Raw genomic sequence first — 20,363 nt, forward strand, 5'->3', positions numbered from 1 at the left:
AGGATGAATACGAATGCGAGACTTTTCGTGGAAGTATTTTACGCTGACCGGGGATGTGGAAGCTTTCATGCTTTACAGGGAGATGGACGAGCAGGCAGTTTCTGCGGAAGCTGTCGGCAGCGAGGAAGAGGGAGAACCAGTGCCCGAAACGGATAACTCCGTTTAGGACGCGCAGGTTGGGGGAGAAGCGATATGCAGTACCGAGTCGAAGGCATTGTCATCCGGAGCATGGATTATGGGGAAGGCAACAAAATCATTACGCTTCTGACGAATACGCACGGCAAAATCGGAATTGTCGTGCGTGGCGCCAAAAAACTGAAGAGCAGGCATGGATCACTCGCGCAATTATTTACGTATGGCGAATATCTATTCTTCCGAAATAGCGGCCTGGGTACGTTAACGCATGGTGAGATTATTGAATCTCACCATGTTTTGCGTGAACAGCTGGATAAAACCGCCTATTCTTCTTATGCGGTGGAATTAGTAGATCGAGCACTGCAGGAAGAGGACTTGGGGTCGTTCATGTTTGAACAGCTGAAGGCCTTCTTGACCGCCATATGCGAAGGGAAGGATTTGCTTATTACGATCCAGCTCTTCGAAATGAAAATACTTGCGGCAGCCGGTTACGCCCCAGACCTTAGTGCTTGCATTTCGTGCGGCAATGAGAGCGGCCCGATGGCGCTCAGCGTAAGAGGCGGAGGCATTATCTGCGGCAGATGCCGCTATAAAGACGGAACAGCAATCGAACTCAGCGATGGCGCGCTTAAACTGCTGCGATTATTCTGGCAGCTCGATATGCGCAGGCTTGGCAACATTCAAGTGAAGGACGAGACCAAACAGCAATTAAAGCACATTATGCGTTCATTAATGGATACGCATATTGGACTGCAGCTGAAGTCTCGCTCTTTTCTGGATCAGATGGATCGTTATTCGTTGTAATTAGGCAGGAGGAATCGTTTCGATATGGCTGGGCAGTCAACACCGAGAATTTGGTCGCTGACATGGCCGATTATGATTGAGATGATGCTGCAATTTATGCTCGGAACAGCAGACACCCTTATGGTGAGCCGAATTTCGGATGATGCCGTCGCTGTTGTCGGGATATCGAATATGTTCTTTAATGCAGTCATTATTTTATTCACACTTGTGACGAGCGGGGCCGGAATTCTTATTGCGCAGAAGCTGGGCGCAGGCAAGCCGGACGAAGCACGCAAAATCGGTATCATGTCCGTTTCCATCACTGTAATACTAGGAATTATCATTAGTGTTTTACTTATTTATGGAACGCCTCTATTTACAACGGCACTGCATGTCCCCGACAATTTGAAGGGTTTATCGCATACATACATGTCGATCGTCGGTGGTGGGATGGTCATCACCGCGCTGAATTTGTCCATGAGCACGGCGGTCAGGAATACCGGAAATACTCGTTCTCCCATGTATATTGCGCTTGGAATGAATGCGTTGCATGTGTTTCTAAACTATGCGTTTATTTTCGGGGCGTTCGGCTTGCCGCAGCTTGGACTTATGGGGGTTGGCATATCGACCGTTATCAGTCGAACAGTAGCCTTCTTCTTCCAGCAGCATTTGTTCCGACATGCGTTTGGCGTACCTGTGTTAGTTCGGGAATTTGGCCGCTTTCATGCAAAGCTGCTCAGAGAAGTGCTTAAGATCGGCTGGCCAATCAGCGTGAACGGAGCTTCGTGGACCTTCTCGCAGGTTGTTATTTTCAGCATTATCGCCTCCATGGGCGAGCAGCCGCTGGCGGCACGCACGTATATGAACACGATGGAGTCGTTCGCCTTTACATTCGGCTGGTCGCTCGCGCTTGCTGCTCAAATCCAAATTGCGCATCTGTATGGAGCGAAGAAACTAAGGCAAGCATACTATAGTGCATATCGCGCGCTAGGCTTCGGAGTAATCGTCGTACTTGCCAATACGGCCATCCTGCTGCTATTCCGAACCTCCATTATTACCACGTTCACCAAGGATCCATGGATCATCGATATGGCCGTATCTCTTCTATGGCTCAATTTAGCGCTGCAGCCCGGTAAAATGCTCAACATGGCACTTGGCCAGTCACTCGGAGCGGTAGGCGACAGCCGAACCGTTATGACGTACTCTTTACCGAGCATGTGGATCATTGCCGTTGGCGTCTCCTATATGCTTGCCATCCCGATGCACTGGGGGCTGTATGGCATTTATATCGGCATGATCAGTGACGAGTATCTGCGCGGTGCATTATGTTATTTCAGATGGCGCAAGCATCGCAAGAAGCTGTTGTTTGCCGAGGCTTTCCGTGAAAATGTGAAACTCGGCACCCGCGCCAGCAGCAGCGATACTGTTCCGCTGTAGGTGAATAAAGCTTTTCATTGACACGGGTGGTTAGAATTGCTAAGATAGGATATTATGAAATATGAACGATGATGGAGAAAGTAGTCACGTACAGTCGTCAGATATAGCGAGCCGGGGATAGTGGAAGCCTGGTCGGACGTTCGCGATGAAAGGCACTCCGGAGTTTATGCGAGTTTAGAAAAGAGGGTTTTCAAGCATCCATGCGGATTCGCGCTTGAAGGCCAAGTAGGGTGGAACCGCGGGAGCGTAATAGCTTTCGTCCCTATGTCTGACATCAGACGTAGAGGCGAAGGCTTTTTTATATGCCTTTACATACGTTTCGTTCAGACGCCATGCATGGCAAACAATTTCGATAGGAGATGAGTGACATGAACTTTCAAAACATGATTTTGACGCTGCAGCAGTTCTGGGCCGAGCAAAATTGCATCCTCGTTCAGCCATATGACACCGAGAAGGGTGCAGGCACAATGAACCCCATGACATTCCTTCGTTCGATCGGCCCGGAGCCTTGGAACGTAGCGTATGTGGAGCCGTCCAGAAGACCGGCAGACGGCCGTTATGGCGAGAACCCGAACCGTCTTTATCAGCATCATCAGTTCCAAGTTATCCTTAAGCCATCCCCAGACAACATTCAAGAGCTGTATCTGGAAAGCCTGAAGCGCCTTGGCGTGGATCCGCTTCACCATGATATTCGGTTCGTTGAAGATAACTGGGAATCACCGACACTTGGTGCATGGGGGCTTGGCTGGGAAGTGTGGCTGAACGGTATGGAAATTACGCAGTTCACGTATTTCCAACAAGTCGGCGGCATTGATGCCAACCCGGTTGCGGTTGAAATTACGTACGGTATGGAGCGTCTAGCTTCTTACATTCAAGAGAAAGAAAATGTGTTTGATCTGGAGTGGGTAGACGGCGTCACTTATGGCGATGTATTCCTGCAGCCGGAATTCGAGCATTCGAAATATACATTTGAAACTTCCGATACGGCAATGCTGTTCTCGCTGTTCAACATGTATGAGGAAGAAGCGAAGAAAACGATGGAGCATAAGCTTGTATTCCCGGCTTACGACTACGTACTTAAATGCTCGCATACTTTCAACCTGCTCGATGCAAGAGGGGCAATCAGCGTAACAGAGCGGACTGGTTACATTATGCGTGTTCGCAACCTGGCACGTGCATGCGCAGCGACCTACCTGGAAGAACGCGAGCGTCTTGGATTCCCGATGTTGAAGAAAGGAGTGAACGATAATGGCTAAAGACCTTTTGCTTGAGATCGGATTAGAAGAGGTACCGGCTCGTTTCGTCCGTGGTGCTATGAATCAATTGAAAGAAAAGATGGCAAAGTGGCTTGAAACGTCCCGCATCGGCCATGGTGCTGTAGAAGCGTATGCGACTCCGCGCCGCCTTTCCGTTCTCGTTCGCGATGTAGAAGAGAAGCAGGCCGATGTGAGTGAAGAAGTTAAAGGCCCTTCCCGCAAAATCGCATTGAATGAACAAGGCGAATGGAGCAAAGCAGCACTCGGCTTCGCTCGCAGCCAAGGCGTGGCACCTGAAGATTTCTTCTTCAAGGAGCTTGCGGGAGTAGAGTATATCTACGCAAACAAGAGCAGCATAGGTACGGTCACTAGCGACGTGCTTCCGGAAGGTTTGGTTTCGCTCATCACTTCGATGTCATTCCCTAAGAACATGCGCTGGGGCAACTATGATCTTCGTTTCGTGCGTCCGATCCGCTGGATGGTAGCTTTATTCGGCGAGGAAATCGTTCCGATCGAAATTACGGCTGTTCAAAGCGGCAGAACGACTCGCGGTCATCGTTTCTTGGGCGGCGAAACGGTTATTGCGGAGCCTTCGCAATATGTGGAGCGCCTAAGGGAGCAGCAAGTTATTGTAGATACTGCTGAGCGTGAAGCCCTTATCGTCTCGCAAATTAATGCACTTGCGGCCGAGAAAGGCTGGCAAATTGCGATTAAAGAAGATTTGCTTGAGGAAGTTGTATTCCTCGTTGAATACCCGAATGTCCTGTTCGGTACATTCGATCCGTCATTCTTGAACATCCCTCAGGAAGTATTGATCACTTCGATGCGCGAGCATCAGCGTTACTTCCCGGTTCTGGACGATAACGGCAAGCTGCTGCCATTCTTCGTAACGGTTCGAAACGGCGACCGTACATCGATCGAATCGGTTGCCAAAGGGAATGAGAAGGTACTGCGCGCACGTTTGTCGGATGCGAAGTTCTTCTATGGGGAAGATCAGAAGCTCGCGATCTCCGATGCGCTTGCGAAGCTTACATCGATCGTTTACCACGAGGAGCTGGGTACGGTTGCAGATAAAGTGGCTCGCATCGTAGCTACTACTGAGAAACTGTCGCAGGCACTAAGCACAGATGCTCAAACGGCAACAGATGCAGCTCGCACAGCTGCGATTTGCAAGTTCGACTTGGTTACGCAAATGGTCTATGAATTCCCTGAGCTTCAAGGCATCATGGGTGAGGATTATGCGCGTAAAGCCGGCGAAAGCGAATCCGTAGCGAGAGCAATTAACGAACACTATCAACCGCGTTTCGCCGGTGACAGAGCGCCTTCATCCTTGGTAGGAGCACTGGTCAGCCTTGCAGACAAAATCGATACCATTGTCGGCTGTTTCTCCATCGGAATCTTGCCAACAGGTTCGCAAGATCCGTATGCACTGCGCCGCCAAGCTGCCGGTATCGTACAGATCGTGCTTGCACACGGACTGAAGCTGCCGCTTAGCACGCTGTTTGATCTATCGCTTGAGGTTCATGCTGCCCGCTCGTTGAAACGTGATGCGGCTGAAATACGTAAAGACTTGTATGAGTTTTTCTCCCTCCGCGTGAAAAACGTGCTGTCGGAGCAAAGCGTTCGGTACGACGTAGTCGATGCCGTTATGGCCGTTGGCTACAATGATTTGCGTCAGACGGTGGACCGCGCGGCCGCTGTTATGGCGGTTGCTGCGGGAGATCGCCGCGATGAATTTAAAGCCGTGGTCGATTCGCTTACCCGGGTTTGCAACCTTGCTGCGAAAGCAACGTCTAAAGAAGTAGATGAAAGCTTGTTTACGGACGAAGCCGAAGGCGCCCTGTATCGTGCTTGGTCAGAGCTTCATGATGACGTAGCTGCGCAGGTAGAAGAAGGACGTACTGCAGAAGCGATTGCCAAGCTTGCCAGCTTGAAGACGCCGATCAATGTATACTTCGATAAAGTCATGGTAATGGCTGAACACGAAGCAGTACGTGCTAACCGTCTTGCTACGCTTGCTGCTATCGCAAGCAGCGTCGTGAAAGTGGCGGATTTTTCGAAACTTGTTTGGTAAGTGTTTTTCCGCAGGAAAAGACACTACCTTGGACTAACTTGTTTTTCCGCAGGAAAAGACACTACCTTGGACTAACTTGTTTTTCCGCAGGAAAGACACTACCTTGGACTAACTTGTTTTTCCGCAGGAAAAGACACTACCTTGGACTAACTTGTTTTTCCGCAGGCAAAGACACAGGAGGGGAAGAAATGGCTACAGATACGCAGCCTGAAGTGATTATTTACGTCGTTTCCGATTCCGCCGGTGACACCGGCGAGCTTGTCGTTCGGGCTGCGATAGCCCAATTTCATCCCATCAACGCAGATATCCGCAGAGCGCCGTTCGTCCATGATGAAGCGTCGCTCGAGCGGTTCGTGCTGCAAGCCAAGGAACATAGCGCCATCATGCTCTATACACTCGTACTTCCGGGATTGCGCGATCGTATGGTCGAGTTTGCCCGGATCCACGAGGTAACAGCTATCGATTTGCTGGGGGCGTTAATTACAAGCCTCGAAGACAAAACAAACCGCAAATCGCGGCAGGAGCCCGGTCTCAATCATGTGCTGGATGAGGACTATTTCCGCAAGGTGGAAGCTGTTGAATTCGCCGTCAAGTACGATGATATGCGTGATACGACAGGAATTTTGAAGGCCGATATCGTCCTCGTCGGTGTTTCACGCACGTCAAAGACCCCACTCTCTATGTATTTGGCTCATAAACAGTTCAAGGTCGCTAATGTTCCGCTCATGCCGGAGCTCGATCCGCCGGACGAGTTGTTTCAAATTCCTAAAGAGAAAGTAGTAGGTCTTACGATTGATATCAATTATTTGAACGGTATTCGCAAAGAACGATTGAAAGCACTCGGATTACCGGATAGCGCTGCTTATGCAACAACAGCCCGAATTGAGCGAGAGCTCAAATATGCGGCGCAAATCACGGATCGAATCGGTTGTCTGGTCATTGATGTCTCTCATCGGGCCGTCGAAGAAACGGCAAGTCTGATTTTGGAGTATATAGAATCCAATTGATGCAAGATGGGTGCAGGATTTTTTGGTTATTTGCCGTATATAATAGTACGGTAGTTACAAGAAGATGCGGTGATGCAACGAATGACAGCAATACCAACGATTGTAGTAGATGCTGATGCGTGTCCGGTTAAGAGGGAAATTGTCGAAGTGGCGCGAAAATTCGCGGTTCCTGTTCTGATGGTGGCTTCCCATGATCATCGGCTCCAAGAAGAAGTGGGTGTTTCGATTATGCAAGTCGATCGAAGCGACCAGTCTGTCGATTTGTATATCGTCAACCATATTCAGCGCGGCGATATTGTCGTCACACAGGATTTTGGCCTAGCTACAATTGTATTGTCGAGAGGTGCGATTGCACTATCCCCACGCGGTCAACAGTATGATGACAGCAACATCGATTACTTGATGGAGCGCAGGCACGAGCTGGCGAAGAAGCGTCGAAGCGGCGGCAGAACGAAAGGGCCAAAGGCGATGTCTAACGAGGATCGTGTGTATTTTCAGCAAAACCTGACAAAAGTTTTGCAAACTCGGCAGGAGAATGCCAAGCCGTAGCGAATAGTATTACTTGTCATTTAGGATGAAGGTGAAGGTGTATGGCTTACGAGAAAATACCGGATTCTGTCATTGAAGCGGTGCTTAAGCATCACGATATTGTAGACACGGTAGGAAAGTACGTTCACCTCTCGAAGCACGGGAAATACATGAAGGGGCTTTGCCCGTTTCATTCAGAGAAGTCCCCGTCGTTTACCGTTACCCCGGAGAAGGGAATTTTTTACTGCTATGGGTGCGGTAAGGGCGGCAACGCTATTAAGTTTATTGAGGAGATTGAGGAATATACGTTCCCTGAAGCTATTCGTGTAATGGCGGAGGAAGCGAATATTCCCATCACCTGGTCAGGATCGCAGGAACGTCAACAATCCGCTGATGGGGGAGATCGCGATACTCTGATCGAAGCGCATGAGCTGTCGGTGAAGTTTTATCATTATTTATTGATGAATACGACGAATGGACAGGCTGCGCTGCAATACTTACGCAATCGTGGAGTTACGGATAAGCAAATCGATCATTTTATGATCGGGTATGCGCCTCCGGCTTGGGACACACTCGCGCGATTTCTCGAGGGGCGGGGATTTAATCTCGCACTGATGGAGAAAGGCGGACTGCTTATTGCCAAGCAGGACAAGAGCGGCTACATTGATCGGTTTCGTGATCGTATCATGTTTCCGATCTGGAACCGCGACGGCAAGGTTATCGCCTTGGCAGGCAGGATGCTCGGTGAAGGTCAACCGAAATATTTGAATTCACCGGAGACGATGCTGTTTAACAAGAGCCGCAACCTGTATAACTTTCATCATGCCCGGACAGCCATGCGTAAAAGCCGCCGAATTGTTCTGTTTGAAGGTTATATGGATGTCATCAAAGCATGGAGTGCAGGCGTGCATAACGGTGTAGCCTCTATGGGTACGGCACTGACAGAAGAGCATGCCTCGATATTGCAGCGCAATGTTGAAGAGGCGGTGCTCTGTTATGATGGCGATAATGCTGGACAAGCTGCTGCCTTGAAGACGATTCCGCTATTGGAGCGAGTGGGATTACGTGTACAGGTTGCGATGCTGCCCAGAGGAATGGATCCGGATGAGTACATTGAGAAGCATGGAGCAGAAGCGTTCATGCGAGAAACGATTGAACATCCGGTGTCCGCAACGAAATTTAGACTACTATATGCTAAGAAAAACCATATACTCCTAGAAGAAGAGGGACAGAAAAATTACCTGCTCGAAGCGGTCGGCATCATTGCCGTGCTTGATTCTCCGACAGAGCGGGAATTTTATCTGAAAGAGCTGTCCCGCGAGTTCGATATGTCTCTGGATTCTTTGAAGCAGGACTGCTTTGATCGACGGCAGCAGCTGCAAAAAATGAAACCGCAAAGGGATAATAACGACAATTCGTGGAATAATGGTAGGAATGAAAACCGCGAGAACCGTCGTACGTCCTCTGCACCGCCTGTTTTGCCTGCTTATCAGGTCGCTGAACGCAAGCTGCTTGCGCAGATGCTGCAGGATGCTGATACAGCAAACACGGTGCATCAGAAGCTCGGAGAGGCTTTTAATGTAGAGGATCACGCAGCGCTTGCTGCTTATTTATATGCTTACTATGCGCAAGGACATGATCCGGATGTTAGTCGGTTTATCGCTTCGCTCCAAGATAGCCGGCTTGAACGGACCGCTGCTTCTATATTGATGTCGGACGATGACATTCCCTTCGACGAGCATATGCTCGCTGATTATGTGAATGAAATCTTGAAGGTGCCGAAGTTTCGGGAAATCGATCAGATGAAAGAAGCTATGGTACGCGCGGAACGTTCCGGGGACATGTTGAAAGCAGCACAAATTGCAATTGAGATGAATGCCCTAGAGAGACAGCTAAAAGGTCGGCAGGATGATCGTTTCTAGGGAGGAGGGAGTCGGATTATGGCGAATGATCAACATACTGAATTGGATACTGAACAGAAGCTGGAACTCGTCAAGGAACAGCTGATTGAACACGGGAAGAAAAGATCCTCCTTAACGTACAAAGAGATTATGGAGAAGCTCTCACCTTTCGATCAGGATCCGGAACAAATCGATGAGTTTTTCGAGCAGCTTGATGATATCGGCATTGAAGTGGTAAATGAGAACGACGATCTTCCGATTAGCAATCGGGATGACCAAGAGCGTGAACATGACGACTTCAATTTCGATGATGATCTGGCGCTCCCGCCCGGCATCAAAATCAACGATCCGGTTCGCATGTATTTGAAAGAAATCGGACGTGTACCGCTGCTATCGGCAGATGATGAAGTCGAGCTCGCCAAGCGGATTGAGAATGGGGACGAAGAAGCGAAGCGCAGACTTGCGGAAGCGAACCTCAGGCTCGTGGTCAGTATCGCCAAACGTTATGTTGGACGCGGCATGCTGTTTCTGGATCTCATTCAAGAAGGCAACATGGGTCTAATTAAAGCGGTTGAGAAGTTTGACCATACGAAGGGCTATAAGTTCAGTACTTATGCCACTTGGTGGATCAGACAAGCGATCACGCGTGCGATTGCAGACCAAGCGCGCACGATCCGGATTCCGGTTCATATGGTCGAAACGATCAACAAACTTGTTCGGGTATCGCGTCAGTTGCTGCAGGAACTCGGACGTGAGCCAAGTCCGGAAGAAATTGCGGCTGAAATGGATTTGAGCACGGAGAAAGTGCGTGAAATCATGAAGATCGCACAGGAGCCGGTATCGCTTGAAACTCCGATCGGGGAAGAAGACGATTCGCATTTGGGCGACTTTATCGAGGATCAAGAGGCACTCGCGCCGGCAGATGCTGCCGCATACGAGCTGCTGAAGGAACAGCTTGAGGACGTGCTGGATACGCTCACGGAGCGTGAAGAGAACGTACTGAGACTTCGTTTCGGACTTGATGACGGTCGTACACGTACGCTGGAGGAAGTCGGCAAAGTGTTCGGCGTTACACGTGAACGGATTCGTCAGATTGAAGCGAAAGCACTTCGCAAGCTTCGCCATCCATCGAGAAGCAAACGTTTGAAAGATTTTCTTGAATAACAACCGGGACCTTTCTGCTTGAAGCAGCAAGGTCTTTTTTCCACCTTGTGGAATTTATATGTGTACACTTATAAGAAACCACCATGAGAGGAATTACTTTGACGTTATGGATCAAGAGCGCCGCAAGACTATCGTAAGAGAGATCGAGCATTGGCAGCGCAGTAAACTGCTTCCCGAGCAATATTGTGATTTTCTGCTCAACTTATATTTGGAAGAAGGAGAAAAGCGTGCTCCGTCGACCTTTGCGGGTCGAGCGGCGGTAATAGTGAAAGGAGCATCCGTAAAACAATGGCTCCTGACATTTGGAATTTTTTCCTTGATCTGTTTTGTTTTTCTTTATTTTACTGTTTTTCATCCGGCATTGCAAATTGCGCTGTCGATTGCAGGCGTCTACATCCTGCTGTTCCTAGGACAGCGATATCGTGCCAAAAACGAATCTGTAGGGATCGGACTAATCGGGACCGGGATGCTGCTGATGCTAGGTGCCGGCTTATATATGCTGCAGCTTCATGCGCTTGAAGGATGGGGATGGAAAGCCGGACTTCTTGCATGCTGTTCCTTATTTTGGATTGCATTTGGCATCGGAGCACGAATACCGCTGCTTCATCTATGTGGCTGGATGGCTTCGTTTCTCGTCTATGCTTGGCTGCTGTCTAACAATACGGATTCGCCAAAATGGTTCGAAATTCAGCTGTACTGGCTGCCGGCTTCGTTCGTTTTTGGCTGGTGCAGCTGGTTCTTTCACCGCTGGTCGAGACCTGTGGCTTCGATTTTGTTTGTTGCCGGTGCGCTCGTCTGGTTCATGCCTGAACTCTACTCGGCTGTATTCGCAGATGCGGAGTTTGGATTACAGCTTCAATTAATGGTCAAAATTATGGCGGGAGGGGCACTGCTCTTCTCCCTTCGAAAACAATGGATTGCGTGGGTTGCATGAGATGATAAAGTTGTCTAAACGTTTACAGCAAATTGCAGATCTGGTCTCGGCACAATCGAGAATTGCCGATATCGGTTCCGATCATGCGTTGCTGCCGGTTAATTTGCTGCAAAGCGGGAAATGTCCGTCCGCTATAGCGGGAGAGTTGAATACAGGACCGTTTCAAGCTGCCAAGAGACAAGTAGCTGAAGCGGGTTTGACGAAGAAGATTGAAGTTCGACAAGGCGACGGACTAGCCGTGCTTGCTCCGGGTGAAGCAGACACTGTCACCATTGCCGGAATGGGCGGCAGCTTAATGGCCGACATCTTGGAGACGGGCCGTCAGGCAGGCAAGCTTGAAGGCGTTCGCGAGCTTGTCTTGCAACCGAATGTAGGCGAAGAAATCGTTCGAAAATGGCTCGTAGAGCATGGGTACGTCCTGCAGGATGAAGTAATCCTAGAAGAGGATGGTCGCATCTATGAGGTGCTGCATGCCCTGCATGAACGGCATAGCCCGTCTGGGGTCACCAACGAAAGCGTATATAATCCGTCGTTTCTAGACATTCCGTCAATGACCGAGGCTGTTAAGGGTGATTGGCTTTACCGTATGGGCCCCTATTTGCTGAGACAGCCGAGTGATTGGCTGCATAACAAATGGCAGCATGAGCACGGGAAACTGGATCGGATTTGCCGCCAGCTTGGGCAATCGGATTTAGCGGAATCGCGCGAGAAGGAAGCGCAGCTCCGCGGTGAAATGAAAGGGATTGAGGAGGTGCTGTCATGTTTGCGAACGGCCAAACCGTCATCCAGCTCATAGAACAGCTTGCTCCTAAACATATCGCGATGGAGAACGACAAAATCGGTCTTCAGCTCGGCACCCTGCAGAAGGTGGTCAGTAAAGTGCTTGTTGCACTTGATGTTACCGACGAGGTAGTTGATGAAGCCATCGCATTAGGTGCAGAATTGATCATTGCCCATCATGCTATTATTTATAGACCCCTTGCGAAGCTGGACACTTCAACTCCGGCAGGGAAGTTATATGAGAAGCTGATCAAGAACGACATCGCGGTCTATATTGCGCACACCAATCTGGATGTTGCCGACGGCGGAATCAATGACTGGATGGCTGATATGCTCGGATTGCCAGCTGAAGGCCGCGCGTCACTAGAGGATGTTCATACGGACAAGCTGTTCAAGCTGGTCGTCTTTGTTCCGAAGACGCATCACGAACAAGTGCTTCAGGCGATTTGGAATGCAGGGGCAGGCGATATTGGCGGTTATAGCCAGTGCAGCTTTAATATTGAGGGGGTTGGCACCTTCCTGCCGGGCGATAGCGCGGAGCCGTTCATCGGGGAGAAGGGCAAGCTTGAGCGTGTACAGGAGATCCGAGTGGAAACGATTGTGCCTGCAAGCGTGCACCGGAAAGTCGTACAAGCGATGCTGAAGGCTCATCCCTATGAGGAAGTTGCTTATGACTTGTATCCCGTTGATATGAAAGGCCGTGTGTTTGGTCTTGGCCGCGTAGGCAAGCTGCCTGCCCCAGTGAAGCTGCGTGAGCTTGCCGAGCGGGCGAAAGCGGTATTCGAGGTTCCTGCTCTGCGCGTCGTAGGCGATCTTGATCGCGATGTGCGCAAGGTGGCAGTGCTTGGCGGCTCCGGAGCCAGATATGTGAGACATGCGTTGTTTGCGGGCGCTGATGTGCTCGTAACGGGTGATATCGACTACCATACGGCGCATGATGCTGCTATGGCCGGGCTGTCGATTATCGACCCCGGCCACAATATTGAGAAGCTGATGAAGCCTCGTGTGGCAGAATGGCTGCGCCGAGAGCTCCAGCAGCGGAAATATGCGACGGAGGCGATTGCCTCGCAGGTTGAAACCGAACCGTTTCAATTCTTGTAAAATGTAAGTAAATATTGTTACAGCCGCTAATCATTTCGTCTCGATGGAAATGATATAGACCTTGAGCTTTTCCTTCGATCAGCGTATACTGTGTTGTACACGGAAAGTTTGACAGACAATCGCTGGCGGCCTTGTTGCCGCGAGAGGAAAGTCCGGGCTCCGTAGGGCAAAGATGCTGGATAACGTCCAGTCGGCGCGAGCCGAAGGATAGTGCCACAGAAATGGACCGCCGATGGCCGGATGCAAATCCGGTACAGGTAAGGGTGGAACCGTGGTGTAAGAGACCACGAGCGCCATTGGTGACAATGGGGCTGGTAAACCCCATCTGGAGCAAGACCGAGAGAACGCGGCAGCTTCGCGCTGCACCTCTGCCCGGGGAGCGTTCGGGTTGGTCGCTTGAGCTGATTAGCAATGATCGGCCTAGATAGATGATTGTCGCTTCAAACGTGGGAGGGTAGTTCCCGTCACACCACAAGAGGCACAGAACCCGGCTTACGGCAAGCTTTCCACATGCTCAAAAAACCCGCAAGGCTTATGCCTTGCGGGTTTTTTCGATTCATCTGGGATGAAAACCGATTCGAGCTGTTATCTCAAACGGTTTTCATCCTGCTATTCATATTTGCTTGCGATTTGTGCCAGCCGCCGTTCAACCTGCTGTGGAAATTGCTGCAGGGATACCTTCGACTGCTGCGCCGCTTTCAATGCATTAACGATGTCGATTTGGCCATAGCCAAAATATTTATCCTTGCCTTTATCGCCAAGATCCTTGGCAGATTTCCGCATAATGTCCATGACTTCAACATTGGTTAGCTCCGGATTGATCGACCGAATGAGCCCTGCAAGAGCAGCTACATGCGGACTAGCCATCGAAGTCCCGGATAGCGCAGCATATTGGCTGCCAGGGTAGGTGCTGGCGATACTAAAGCCCGGTGCGGCTACATCGATGTAATCCCCGTAGTTCGAGAATGTAGAGCGAGTTCCGTCCGAATTCGTGGAAGCCACTGCGAACACCTCGGGATAAGCGGCCGGATAGCCGGGACGTTCCGTATTGTCATTGCCGCTTGCGGCTATTAGAACTACGCCTTTGTCATAGGCATATTTGATGGCATCATGTAGAAACTGAGCTTCCGCATAGTTCCCCAAACTCATATTGATGACTTTGGCACCATGATCCGTCGCCCATATAACACCTTCTGCGACCGTGTAAGTGGAGCCCGCGCCGCTGCTGTCCAGCACTTTGACCGGTAACACTTTGTTGTACCAGGTCAGACCTGCGACGCCTTCTCCGTTGTTGACAGCCGCAGCGATGATTCCTGCGACATGCGTGCCATGACCCACATCGTCATCGGGCGGTGTCCCTGCGATAACCAGATTCGTGCCATCTGCAAGCTTGCCTTTCAGATCGGGATGATCCATTTGCACGCCTGTATCCAATACTGCGATAACGACGTTGTTGCTGCCTTTTGAAACATTCCAGCCCTTCTCGGTTTCGATTACGGGCAGATTCCATTGATATTCCGAGTAAAGGGCATCGTTAGGTATAATATCTGATGCCGCATTGGTCATATATAGATAGTGAGGCTCGGCATACACAACATGCCAGCTCGTTTTGAAATACCGCATCATCGATTCCGCATCCATCACTCTGGAGCGAAAAACGTAGGTGTATCCCAATTTTTTCACGGAAAGGGCGGTAATATCAAGCTTGATTTGGGCTAATTGATCTACCGTAGGCGGTTGACGGAATTTCACGACAACTTCATTCATATGGTAGTGGCTCGCATTGCCGTTGTCTTCACCGGTTCTAACCGTAATATCTTCGGTTGAATTCGGTTTGACGGACTCGATCTTGTACTTGCCTTCGGCCGGGTAAGGGACAAGCCGCAAATTGCGCTGTTGATGGCCCTGTACCTTCGTCACGATGTCCTGAAGCAGAATAGCGGCTATACCGTCGCCGATGTGCTTCGTATCCGGCACACCGATGACCATGTAGCGATGTCCATTCAATTGAAGTGGAGAGGAGGAGTAAGCCTTCCCTACGATGACACGCTGCTTCGCCTTCATCATCTCTTCGTTAAGCTGCGATAAAGCAGGGCTGCTGCCCTTCGTAATGGAGTGACTTTGATGTCTCCACCAAACGTAGATCATCTGCTTGTGCATCTTCATTAAGTGGGTGAGATGCTGCTCATTCGTTGCTGCAGAGGCTTCATGCTTCATCAGCTTCTGGAAGTTCTTCGCGCACTCGGCGTGGCATAGAACAGCGGTAGCGTCCATATCATGTTTTACCGTCGCTAGCTTGAGCTGACGCTCACGATGCGCGGACATGGTGCGCATTTCGGGTTTCTTTTCTTTATTGGCGGGACTTGGCGAGCTGAACCAAGGTGTGAACGGAATAAGCAAAGCGAGAGCTGCCAAAATACAAAACCAGCCGACCCACTTTCGCCTCGTCATGATGAATACCCCCTTGAATGGCTGTACTTGCTTTGTTAAACTGGAAGCCCGAAATGGGGCTGCTTGTCTTAGGGTGACGTCGGGTAGGTGAAAATATACGGAGGCTTTGGTAATCCGGAGTACCATCTGTTTGCTATTTGTGGTACGATGTTGATGATTTAAGTATTGTTTGCGATGATGAAAGGGGATCTACCATAATGCCTTCGACTAACGTAAAAGCGATTAGCGAATCAACGAGAGACAAATTAAAACTTGCGGTCGGCCATTTGGAGACGTTTCTGAACCAGTATGCGCTTCCACAGCTAACAGAAGAAGACCAAGGAAGCGATTCCGAGCTTTTCTATAAAGGTCTGCTGGCAGACTTAAGACACATGCTTGTATTCTCCGAAGTGGCTTACGAAAAATTGGGTGTGGCGCTAAGACGTCCTAATTTCGATATTGATTTTGCTGAGCGTGGTCTTTACGAAGCTTATCATCAATGTGTAAATGCATTTTTCTACCCTAAGAACGAATGTTATTCCGAGGACGGCCGTTACGCGTACACTGGACAAGATGCGATTCGTTTCCGCAAGAAGCCTGTACGTGCCGCTCGTGATATCGTACTTACTGTATCGAAGATTTATGAAGAGCTCCGCGATGATCTATCCTACTATGAGAGCGACTATATGACTCAGCGCCGTATGCAGGGTCAAAAATAAGGAAAGCATAACTCACCCCCGGTACGGGCAACTTGATACCGGGGGTGATTTTTATGCCGAATGGCGTAAGCTGTAGTGTTGCCAACTGTTCGTTCTGGAAAGAAGGAAATCAGTGCAATGCCGCGAAAATTGAAATCGACATCGACAGTCATGCGAACAATCATTTCGGATCTGAATTTGCTGAAGAGGGCTTTGGCGGTGAACATCACGATACCGCAGCGAACAAGGCAGCAACCTGCTGCCATACCTTTAAAGCGAAGGAGTGAGGCTTGATGGAACGCGAATCAGAAGGGCATTTCTCCCATAGCCCGCATGATGACTCATCGACTAATCCTTTGTATCATCCTGACATGAAGGCTTACAACGAAGAGATGTCTGCCGAAATTGCAGTACCGCGTCAGGCGATCCATTCCTATCCAAGTCGTGAGAGCAACCATCTCACGAATGATGCTGTCCGTGAAACGAAGTCTGCCGGGCGCGCAACAGGCTGGGCAGCGCTAATATTAGCGGCATTGTCATGGGTGGTATGGCCGGTCGTACTCGGTGCTACGGCAATTATTGTCGGTTTTATCGCTTACAGGCAGGGTGCTCGCGGTCTTGGCGTTTGGTCCATTACGCTTGGATTTATAGCCGCTGCTGCTTACTTGGTCCTTGTTCCCCTTTATTACGCGATAACCTAATGGATCTGAAGCCGGCCAGAGATGAATCTCTGCCGGCTTCTTTCATGACAAACAGGCTACACCGCTTATCGGCTGGGACTATTGACGCACTGGCGGAGCCTGTGAAAAAGTTGTAAAATAGTGCTAACTAATGTCGAATTGCACTAAGGGATGTGGAGGTACACCATGAGCATCGATCCACGAATAATGAAATCATTGCTGCAATTGCAGATGATGCCTAGTCTAGATTTGAACGGGAATGAGAATGTCTTGTCTTCTGCAAGCGGCCAGGATGGTTCCTCCATGTTTGATACTTTGCTTCAGCAGTATATGGCAGGCGGGACAGGCTCATCAGCTCTTTCTGACATGACCGCGCAACCTGGCATGATGTCATTGGATTCATTAAGCAGCTTCATACCGCTGATCCAATCTGCAGCCATTCAAGGCTCATCAGATGACGGTGGAAGTCCCGCTGAATATGAGGCTTATATCAATGAGGCAGCGGCCAAGTATGGCATAGATCCAGCACTAATTAAAGCTGTTATACATACGGAATCTTCTTATAATCCGGATGCGGAATCCGCTGCCGGAGCGAAAGGTCTCATGCAGCTAATGGATGGAACAGCTCGTGGCCTTGGTGTAACCAATTCGTTTGATCCGCAGCAAAACATTGAAGGCGGCACCAAATTCCTTGCTTATCTCATGCGCAAGTATGATGGCAATGAACAAACGGTATTGGCTGCTTACAATGCCGGCCCGGGCAGGGTCGACCGTGCGGGAATTAAGAGCAATGAAGATTTTACGGCAATGATGTCGTTGCTTCCTCAAGAAACACAGCGCTATGTAGCGAAGGTGCAACGCGCCAAAGATCAATACGACAGTTCGATTTAAGCATGCATGCTAACAGCCGCAAGAGATCATTAAGGGCTGGGGAGAATAAGAGATCACGGGGATCGCTGTGACTATGGGCAAGATGCAAGAAGCCCTTGACAGCATTTTCGCTGATCTTTTTCGTTTGTTGGCAGAAGGATGAGAGGAAGCTGGATATGAAGTATTATTTTGACCACTGTGCTTCGACGCCGCCGCATGAAGAAGTCATTCGCACGATGGCGGAAGTAATGGCGAAACATTATGCAAATCCGTCGTCGCTTCACAGAAGCGGACAAGAAGCGGGGAATTTACTGGAGCGTGCAAGAGGTGCCATTGCTTCGCTATTTCCAGCTACAGATACGAAGGAATGGATATTTACCTCCAGCGGGACGGAGAGCAACAACATCGCCGTTATGGGAGCGGCCAGGGGTGGAAGGAAACGCGGGAAGCATTTAATTACAACGGCTGTGGAACATCCATCCGTTTATGAAGCATTCAAAGCGCTTGAGCGCGAAGGATTCCAAGTGACCTATTTACCGGTCGATTCGCTTGGGGTGATATCCGTATCCGAACTTGAAGCAGCGATAACAGATGAAACGATACTGGTAAGCGTGATGCATGTGAATAATGAAGTTGGGGCCGTTCAGCCGATTGAGGAAATCGGCAAGCTGCTGAAACAACACAGAGGCGTACTGTTTCATGTGGACGGGGTGCAAAGCGTCGGTAAATTGACGGTTGATCCGGCAGGCTGGGGCATCGATATGTTCTCGGCATCCGCCCATAAAGTGAATGGCCCTCGAGGCGTGGGATTGTTGTATGTACGGCAAGGCTTAACGCTTGAGCCGTTGTTCAGAGGAGGGAGCCAGGAGCGGGAGCTTCGTCCGGGCACTGAGAACGTGCCGGCCATTGTTGCTTCCGCAAAAGCGTTCCGTCTTGCCGTGGAGAGCAGCCCCGCAAGAGCTGATCGCATGTACAAGCTCAGAGAACAGCTTATAACCTGCATCAAGGATATACCGGAGCTGCTTATTAACGGCAGCACCGAGTGTAAGCCTGGCAGCTGCGCAGCGCCTCATATCGTGCATTTCTCATACCCCGGCATGAAGCCGGAGGTCATCATTCATATGTTGGAGAAGCAGGAAATAATGGCGTCGACCAAATCGGCTTGCTCGTCTAAGAGCGACGAGCCAAGCCGCGTACTGCAAGCGATGAAGGCTTCATATGAAAGCGCAGTGAGCGGGATACGCATTAGTTTCGGGGATGAACATGGCGCGGCGGAGCTGGACTGGCTTTGCCGGAAGCTGCGTTTGGTCGTTCAGCAGCTAAAGCCGCTCGAGAGGAAGGGGTAAACCGATTATGAATCCGGATATGATCCTAATTCGTTTCGGCGAATTTACGATGAAAGGCAAGAACCGAGACCGTTTCGACAAGCGAATGGTTGAGCAAGTGAGACGAGCGGTAGCAGGCTATGTTCGCGCTGAAATTACGCGGACGTATGGAAGAATTTATATCACATTAAATGGTGAACCGTATGAAGAAATTGCTGCAAAGCTTAAGGATATTTTCGGAATTGCGACCTTCAGTCCGATTCGGAAAGTAGCTAACGAATTGGAAGCCATTCGTGCCGCCGCACTGGAAGTGATGCGCGCGCTTCCGGCGCAGCCTGCGACATTCAAAGTATCCACAAAGCGGGTAGAGAAGCAGTTCCCACATGATACGCAAGAGATGAACCATTTGGTCGGCGGCCATGTGCTGCGCGAAACCCCTGGTTTGAAAGTGAATGTAAGAGAACCTGAGGTTGAGCTTCGCGTGGAAATTCAACCGGAAGGCACCTATGTCTTCAGCAGCGTCGTACAAGCCGCAGGAGGCTTTCCTTACGGCACGAACGGAAAAGCGGTGCTGTTGCTCTCCGGAGGGATTGACAGCCCTGTAGCGGGCTATCTGGCGATGAGACAAGGTCTGGAGATCGAGGCGGTTCATTTTCACAGCTATCCGTTCACAAGCGATAAAGCAAAGGAGAAAGTAATCGACTTAGTCAGACGATTGTCACATTACAGCGGAGTGCCAATCAAGCTTCATCTGGTCTCGTTTACGGATATCCAAACGGCACTGGCGCAGTCCGGACAAGATCCGCTCATCATTACGCTGATGCGCCGCTCGATGCTTCGTATCGCAGAATTGATTGCCGAACAGGTCAGTGCATTCGGCATCGTATCCGGTGACAGCTTAGGACAAGTCGCGAGCCAGACGCTTGGCAGCATGAATGTCATCGGCCGGTCCACGCAGCTGCCGCTGCTCAGACCGCTCATTACAATGGACAAGAATGAAATTATTCGAATCGCTCGTCAGATCGAGACGTTCGAGACGTCGATTCTGCCTTATGAGGATTGCTGTACGTTATTTGTGCCAAGATCACCGAGCACCAACCCGAATCTGGCAATAGTCGAGAAAACCGAGCAGGCAATTGACGGACTGGATGCCATGATCGCGGAGGCTGTATCGAGCGTGGAAGTTATGCGCATAACGCCGGAGGTACGAAGTGCTGTTCAGACAGCAGGCGAGGATCGCTGGTTCTAAACAAAAAAGCA

General features: G+C 50.1%; 19 protein-coding genes and 1 other RNA gene. 19 read left to right on the forward strand and 1 reads right to left on the reverse strand.

The window, feature by feature from the left end; all coding sequences use genetic code 11:
- Positions 1-13 precede the first annotated feature (13 nt).
- From AC50Y3_RS10485 to rnpB, 13 genes are all read left to right on the forward strand, one after another.
- The gene (locus AC50Y3_RS10485) at positions 14-166 is read left to right on the forward strand and encodes a YqzL family protein (protein ID WP_494818719.1); all 153 of its coding nucleotides are present in this window, start codon (positions 14-16) and stop codon (positions 164-166) included.
- Positions 167-192: 26 nt separating this feature from the next.
- Positions 193-939, forward strand: coding sequence for a DNA repair protein RecO (gene recO / locus AC50Y3_RS10490; protein WP_494818720.1), 747 nt, complete (start codon positions 193-195; stop codon positions 937-939).
- Between the two features lie 24 nt (positions 940-963).
- Positions 964-2,355 carry an MATE family efflux transporter gene (locus AC50Y3_RS10495; protein WP_494818721.1) on the forward strand — a complete coding sequence of 464 codons (1,392 nt, stop codon included), beginning with the start codon at positions 964-966 and terminating at the stop codon, positions 2,353-2,355.
- Between the two features lie 368 nt (positions 2,356-2,723).
- Positions 2,724-3,611, forward strand: a complete 888-nt coding sequence (gene glyQ, locus AC50Y3_RS10500; protein ID WP_090979907.1) for a glycine--tRNA ligase subunit alpha — start codon at positions 2,724-2,726, stop codon at positions 3,609-3,611.
- A complete protein-coding gene (glyS, locus tag AC50Y3_RS10505; protein ID WP_494818722.1) occupies positions 3,604-5,685 on the forward strand; it encodes a glycine--tRNA ligase subunit beta in 2,082 nt (693 codons plus the stop codon). Before glyQ ends, glyS begins: the two co-directional genes overlap by 8 nt.
- Before the next feature lie 188 nt (positions 5,686-5,873).
- Complete coding sequence (locus AC50Y3_RS10510; protein WP_494818723.1) at positions 5,874-6,692, forward strand: pyruvate, water dikinase regulatory protein; 819 nt, start codon at positions 5,874-5,876, stop codon at positions 6,690-6,692.
- 81 nt (positions 6,693-6,773) lie between these two features.
- Positions 6,774-7,241: a YaiI/YqxD family protein gene (locus AC50Y3_RS10515; RefSeq protein ID WP_494818724.1), complete on the forward strand. Its 468-nt coding sequence runs from the start codon at positions 6,774-6,776 to the stop codon at positions 7,239-7,241.
- Positions 7,242-7,282: 41 nt separating this feature from the next.
- Positions 7,283-9,142 (forward strand): DNA primase, encoded by a 1,860-nt coding sequence (dnaG, locus tag AC50Y3_RS10520; RefSeq protein WP_494818725.1) that lies wholly within the window; start codon positions 7,283-7,285, stop codon positions 9,140-9,142.
- 18 nt (positions 9,143-9,160) lie between these two features.
- Positions 9,161-10,285: an RNA polymerase sigma factor RpoD gene (rpoD, locus tag AC50Y3_RS10525; protein WP_090979899.1), complete on the forward strand. Its 1,125-nt coding sequence runs from the start codon at positions 9,161-9,163 to the stop codon at positions 10,283-10,285.
- 106 nt (positions 10,286-10,391) lie between these two features.
- A complete protein-coding gene (locus AC50Y3_RS10530) occupies positions 10,392-11,219 on the forward strand; it encodes a hypothetical protein (RefSeq protein WP_494818726.1) in 828 nt (275 codons plus the stop codon).
- 1 nt (position 11,220) lies between these two features.
- Entirely contained in the window at positions 11,221-12,015 is a 795-nt protein-coding gene (locus tag AC50Y3_RS10535) for a tRNA (adenine(22)-N(1))-methyltransferase (RefSeq protein ID WP_494818727.1), read from the forward strand.
- Positions 11,979-13,100 (forward strand): Nif3-like dinuclear metal center hexameric protein, encoded by a 1,122-nt coding sequence (locus AC50Y3_RS10540; protein WP_494818728.1) that lies wholly within the window; start codon positions 11,979-11,981, stop codon positions 13,098-13,100. The genes AC50Y3_RS10535 and AC50Y3_RS10540 overlap by 37 nt, the downstream gene beginning before the upstream one ends.
- 103 nt (positions 13,101-13,203) lie before the next feature.
- Positions 13,204-13,610: RNase P RNA component class A (rnpB, locus tag AC50Y3_RS10545), an RNA gene on the forward strand.
- A 99-nt stretch (positions 13,611-13,709) separates the two neighbouring features.
- Here the strand turns inward: rnpB and AC50Y3_RS10550 are convergent.
- The gene (locus AC50Y3_RS10550; protein ID WP_494818729.1) at positions 13,710-15,551 is read right to left on the reverse strand and encodes a S8 family peptidase; all 1,842 of its coding nucleotides are present in this window, start codon (positions 15,549-15,551) and stop codon (positions 13,710-13,712) included.
- Positions 15,552-15,748: 197 nt separating this feature from the next.
- On the opposite strand from AC50Y3_RS10550, the gene AC50Y3_RS10555 reads away from it, so the two are divergent.
- The 6 genes from AC50Y3_RS10555 to thiI all read left to right on the forward strand — a co-directional run bounded on the left by AC50Y3_RS10555 (position 15,749) and on the right by thiI (position 20,352).
- A complete protein-coding gene (locus AC50Y3_RS10555; RefSeq protein WP_091219611.1) occupies positions 15,749-16,249 on the forward strand; it encodes a YpuI family protein in 501 nt (166 codons plus the stop codon).
- Between the two features lie 53 nt (positions 16,250-16,302).
- Positions 16,303-16,515 (forward strand): DUF1540 domain-containing protein, encoded by a 213-nt coding sequence (locus AC50Y3_RS10560; protein ID WP_494818730.1) that lies wholly within the window; start codon positions 16,303-16,305, stop codon positions 16,513-16,515.
- Positions 16,516-16,521: 6 nt separating this feature from the next.
- A complete protein-coding gene (locus AC50Y3_RS10565; RefSeq protein WP_494818731.1) occupies positions 16,522-16,929 on the forward strand; it encodes a hypothetical protein in 408 nt (135 codons plus the stop codon).
- A gap of 165 nt (positions 16,930-17,094) precedes the next feature.
- Positions 17,095-17,799 (forward strand): lytic transglycosylase domain-containing protein, encoded by a 705-nt coding sequence (locus AC50Y3_RS10570; protein ID WP_494818732.1) that lies wholly within the window; start codon positions 17,095-17,097, stop codon positions 17,797-17,799.
- Between the two features lie 155 nt (positions 17,800-17,954).
- Positions 17,955-19,124 carry a cysteine desulfurase family protein gene (locus AC50Y3_RS10575; protein WP_494818733.1) on the forward strand — a complete coding sequence of 390 codons (1,170 nt, stop codon included), beginning with the start codon at positions 17,955-17,957 and terminating at the stop codon, positions 19,122-19,124.
- 7 nt (positions 19,125-19,131) lie between these two features.
- The gene (gene thiI, locus AC50Y3_RS10580; protein ID WP_494818734.1) at positions 19,132-20,352 is read left to right on the forward strand and encodes a tRNA uracil 4-sulfurtransferase ThiI; all 1,221 of its coding nucleotides are present in this window, start codon (positions 19,132-19,134) and stop codon (positions 20,350-20,352) included.
- Positions 20,353-20,363 lie beyond the last annotated feature (11 nt).

It is taken from the genome of Paenibacillus sp. J22R98, assembly GCF_059383835.1.

Bases quoted from the DNA above. Each gene is read 5' to 3' on its own strand.
- thiI (WP_494818734.1), top strand. From the start codon at position 19,132: ATGAATCCGGATATGATCCTAATTCGTTTCGGCGAATTTACGATGAAA.
- AC50Y3_RS10485 (WP_494818719.1), top strand. From the start codon at position 14: ATGCGAGACTTTTCGTGGAAGTATTTTACGCTGACCGGGGATGTGGAA.
- glyQ (WP_090979907.1), top strand. From the start codon at position 2,724: ATGAACTTTCAAAACATGATTTTGACGCTGCAGCAGTTCTGGGCCGAG.
- AC50Y3_RS10555 (WP_091219611.1), top strand. From the start codon at position 15,749: ATGCCTTCGACTAACGTAAAAGCGATTAGCGAATCAACGAGAGACAAA.
- AC50Y3_RS10570 (WP_494818732.1), top strand. From the start codon at position 17,095: ATGAGCATCGATCCACGAATAATGAAATCATTGCTGCAATTGCAGATG.
- glyS (WP_494818722.1), top strand. From the start codon at position 3,604: ATGGCTAAAGACCTTTTGCTTGAGATCGGATTAGAAGAGGTACCGGCT.
- dnaG (WP_494818725.1), top strand. From the start codon at position 7,283: ATGGCTTACGAGAAAATACCGGATTCTGTCATTGAAGCGGTGCTTAAG.
- AC50Y3_RS10495 (WP_494818721.1), top strand. From the start codon at position 964: ATGGCTGGGCAGTCAACACCGAGAATTTGGTCGCTGACATGGCCGATT.
- AC50Y3_RS10575 (WP_494818733.1), top strand. From the start codon at position 17,955: ATGAAGTATTATTTTGACCACTGTGCTTCGACGCCGCCGCATGAAGAA.
- rpoD (WP_090979899.1), top strand. From the start codon at position 9,161: ATGGCGAATGATCAACATACTGAATTGGATACTGAACAGAAGCTGGAA.
- AC50Y3_RS10560 (WP_494818730.1), top strand. From the start codon at position 16,303: ATGCCGAATGGCGTAAGCTGTAGTGTTGCCAACTGTTCGTTCTGGAAA.
- AC50Y3_RS10565 (WP_494818731.1), top strand. From the start codon at position 16,522: ATGGAACGCGAATCAGAAGGGCATTTCTCCCATAGCCCGCATGATGAC.
- AC50Y3_RS10535 (WP_494818727.1), top strand. From the start codon at position 11,221: ATGATAAAGTTGTCTAAACGTTTACAGCAAATTGCAGATCTGGTCTCG.
- AC50Y3_RS10515 (WP_494818724.1), top strand. From the start codon at position 6,774: ATGACAGCAATACCAACGATTGTAGTAGATGCTGATGCGTGTCCGGTT.
- AC50Y3_RS10550 (WP_494818729.1), bottom strand. From the start codon at position 15,551: ATGACGAGGCGAAAGTGGGTCGGCTGGTTTTGTATTTTGGCAGCTCTC.
- AC50Y3_RS10540 (WP_494818728.1), top strand. From the start codon at position 11,979: ATGTTTGCGAACGGCCAAACCGTCATCCAGCTCATAGAACAGCTTGCT.
- recO (WP_494818720.1), top strand. From the start codon at position 193: ATGCAGTACCGAGTCGAAGGCATTGTCATCCGGAGCATGGATTATGGG.
- AC50Y3_RS10510 (WP_494818723.1), top strand. From the start codon at position 5,874: ATGGCTACAGATACGCAGCCTGAAGTGATTATTTACGTCGTTTCCGAT.
- AC50Y3_RS10530 (WP_494818726.1), top strand. From the start codon at position 10,392: ATGGATCAAGAGCGCCGCAAGACTATCGTAAGAGAGATCGAGCATTGG.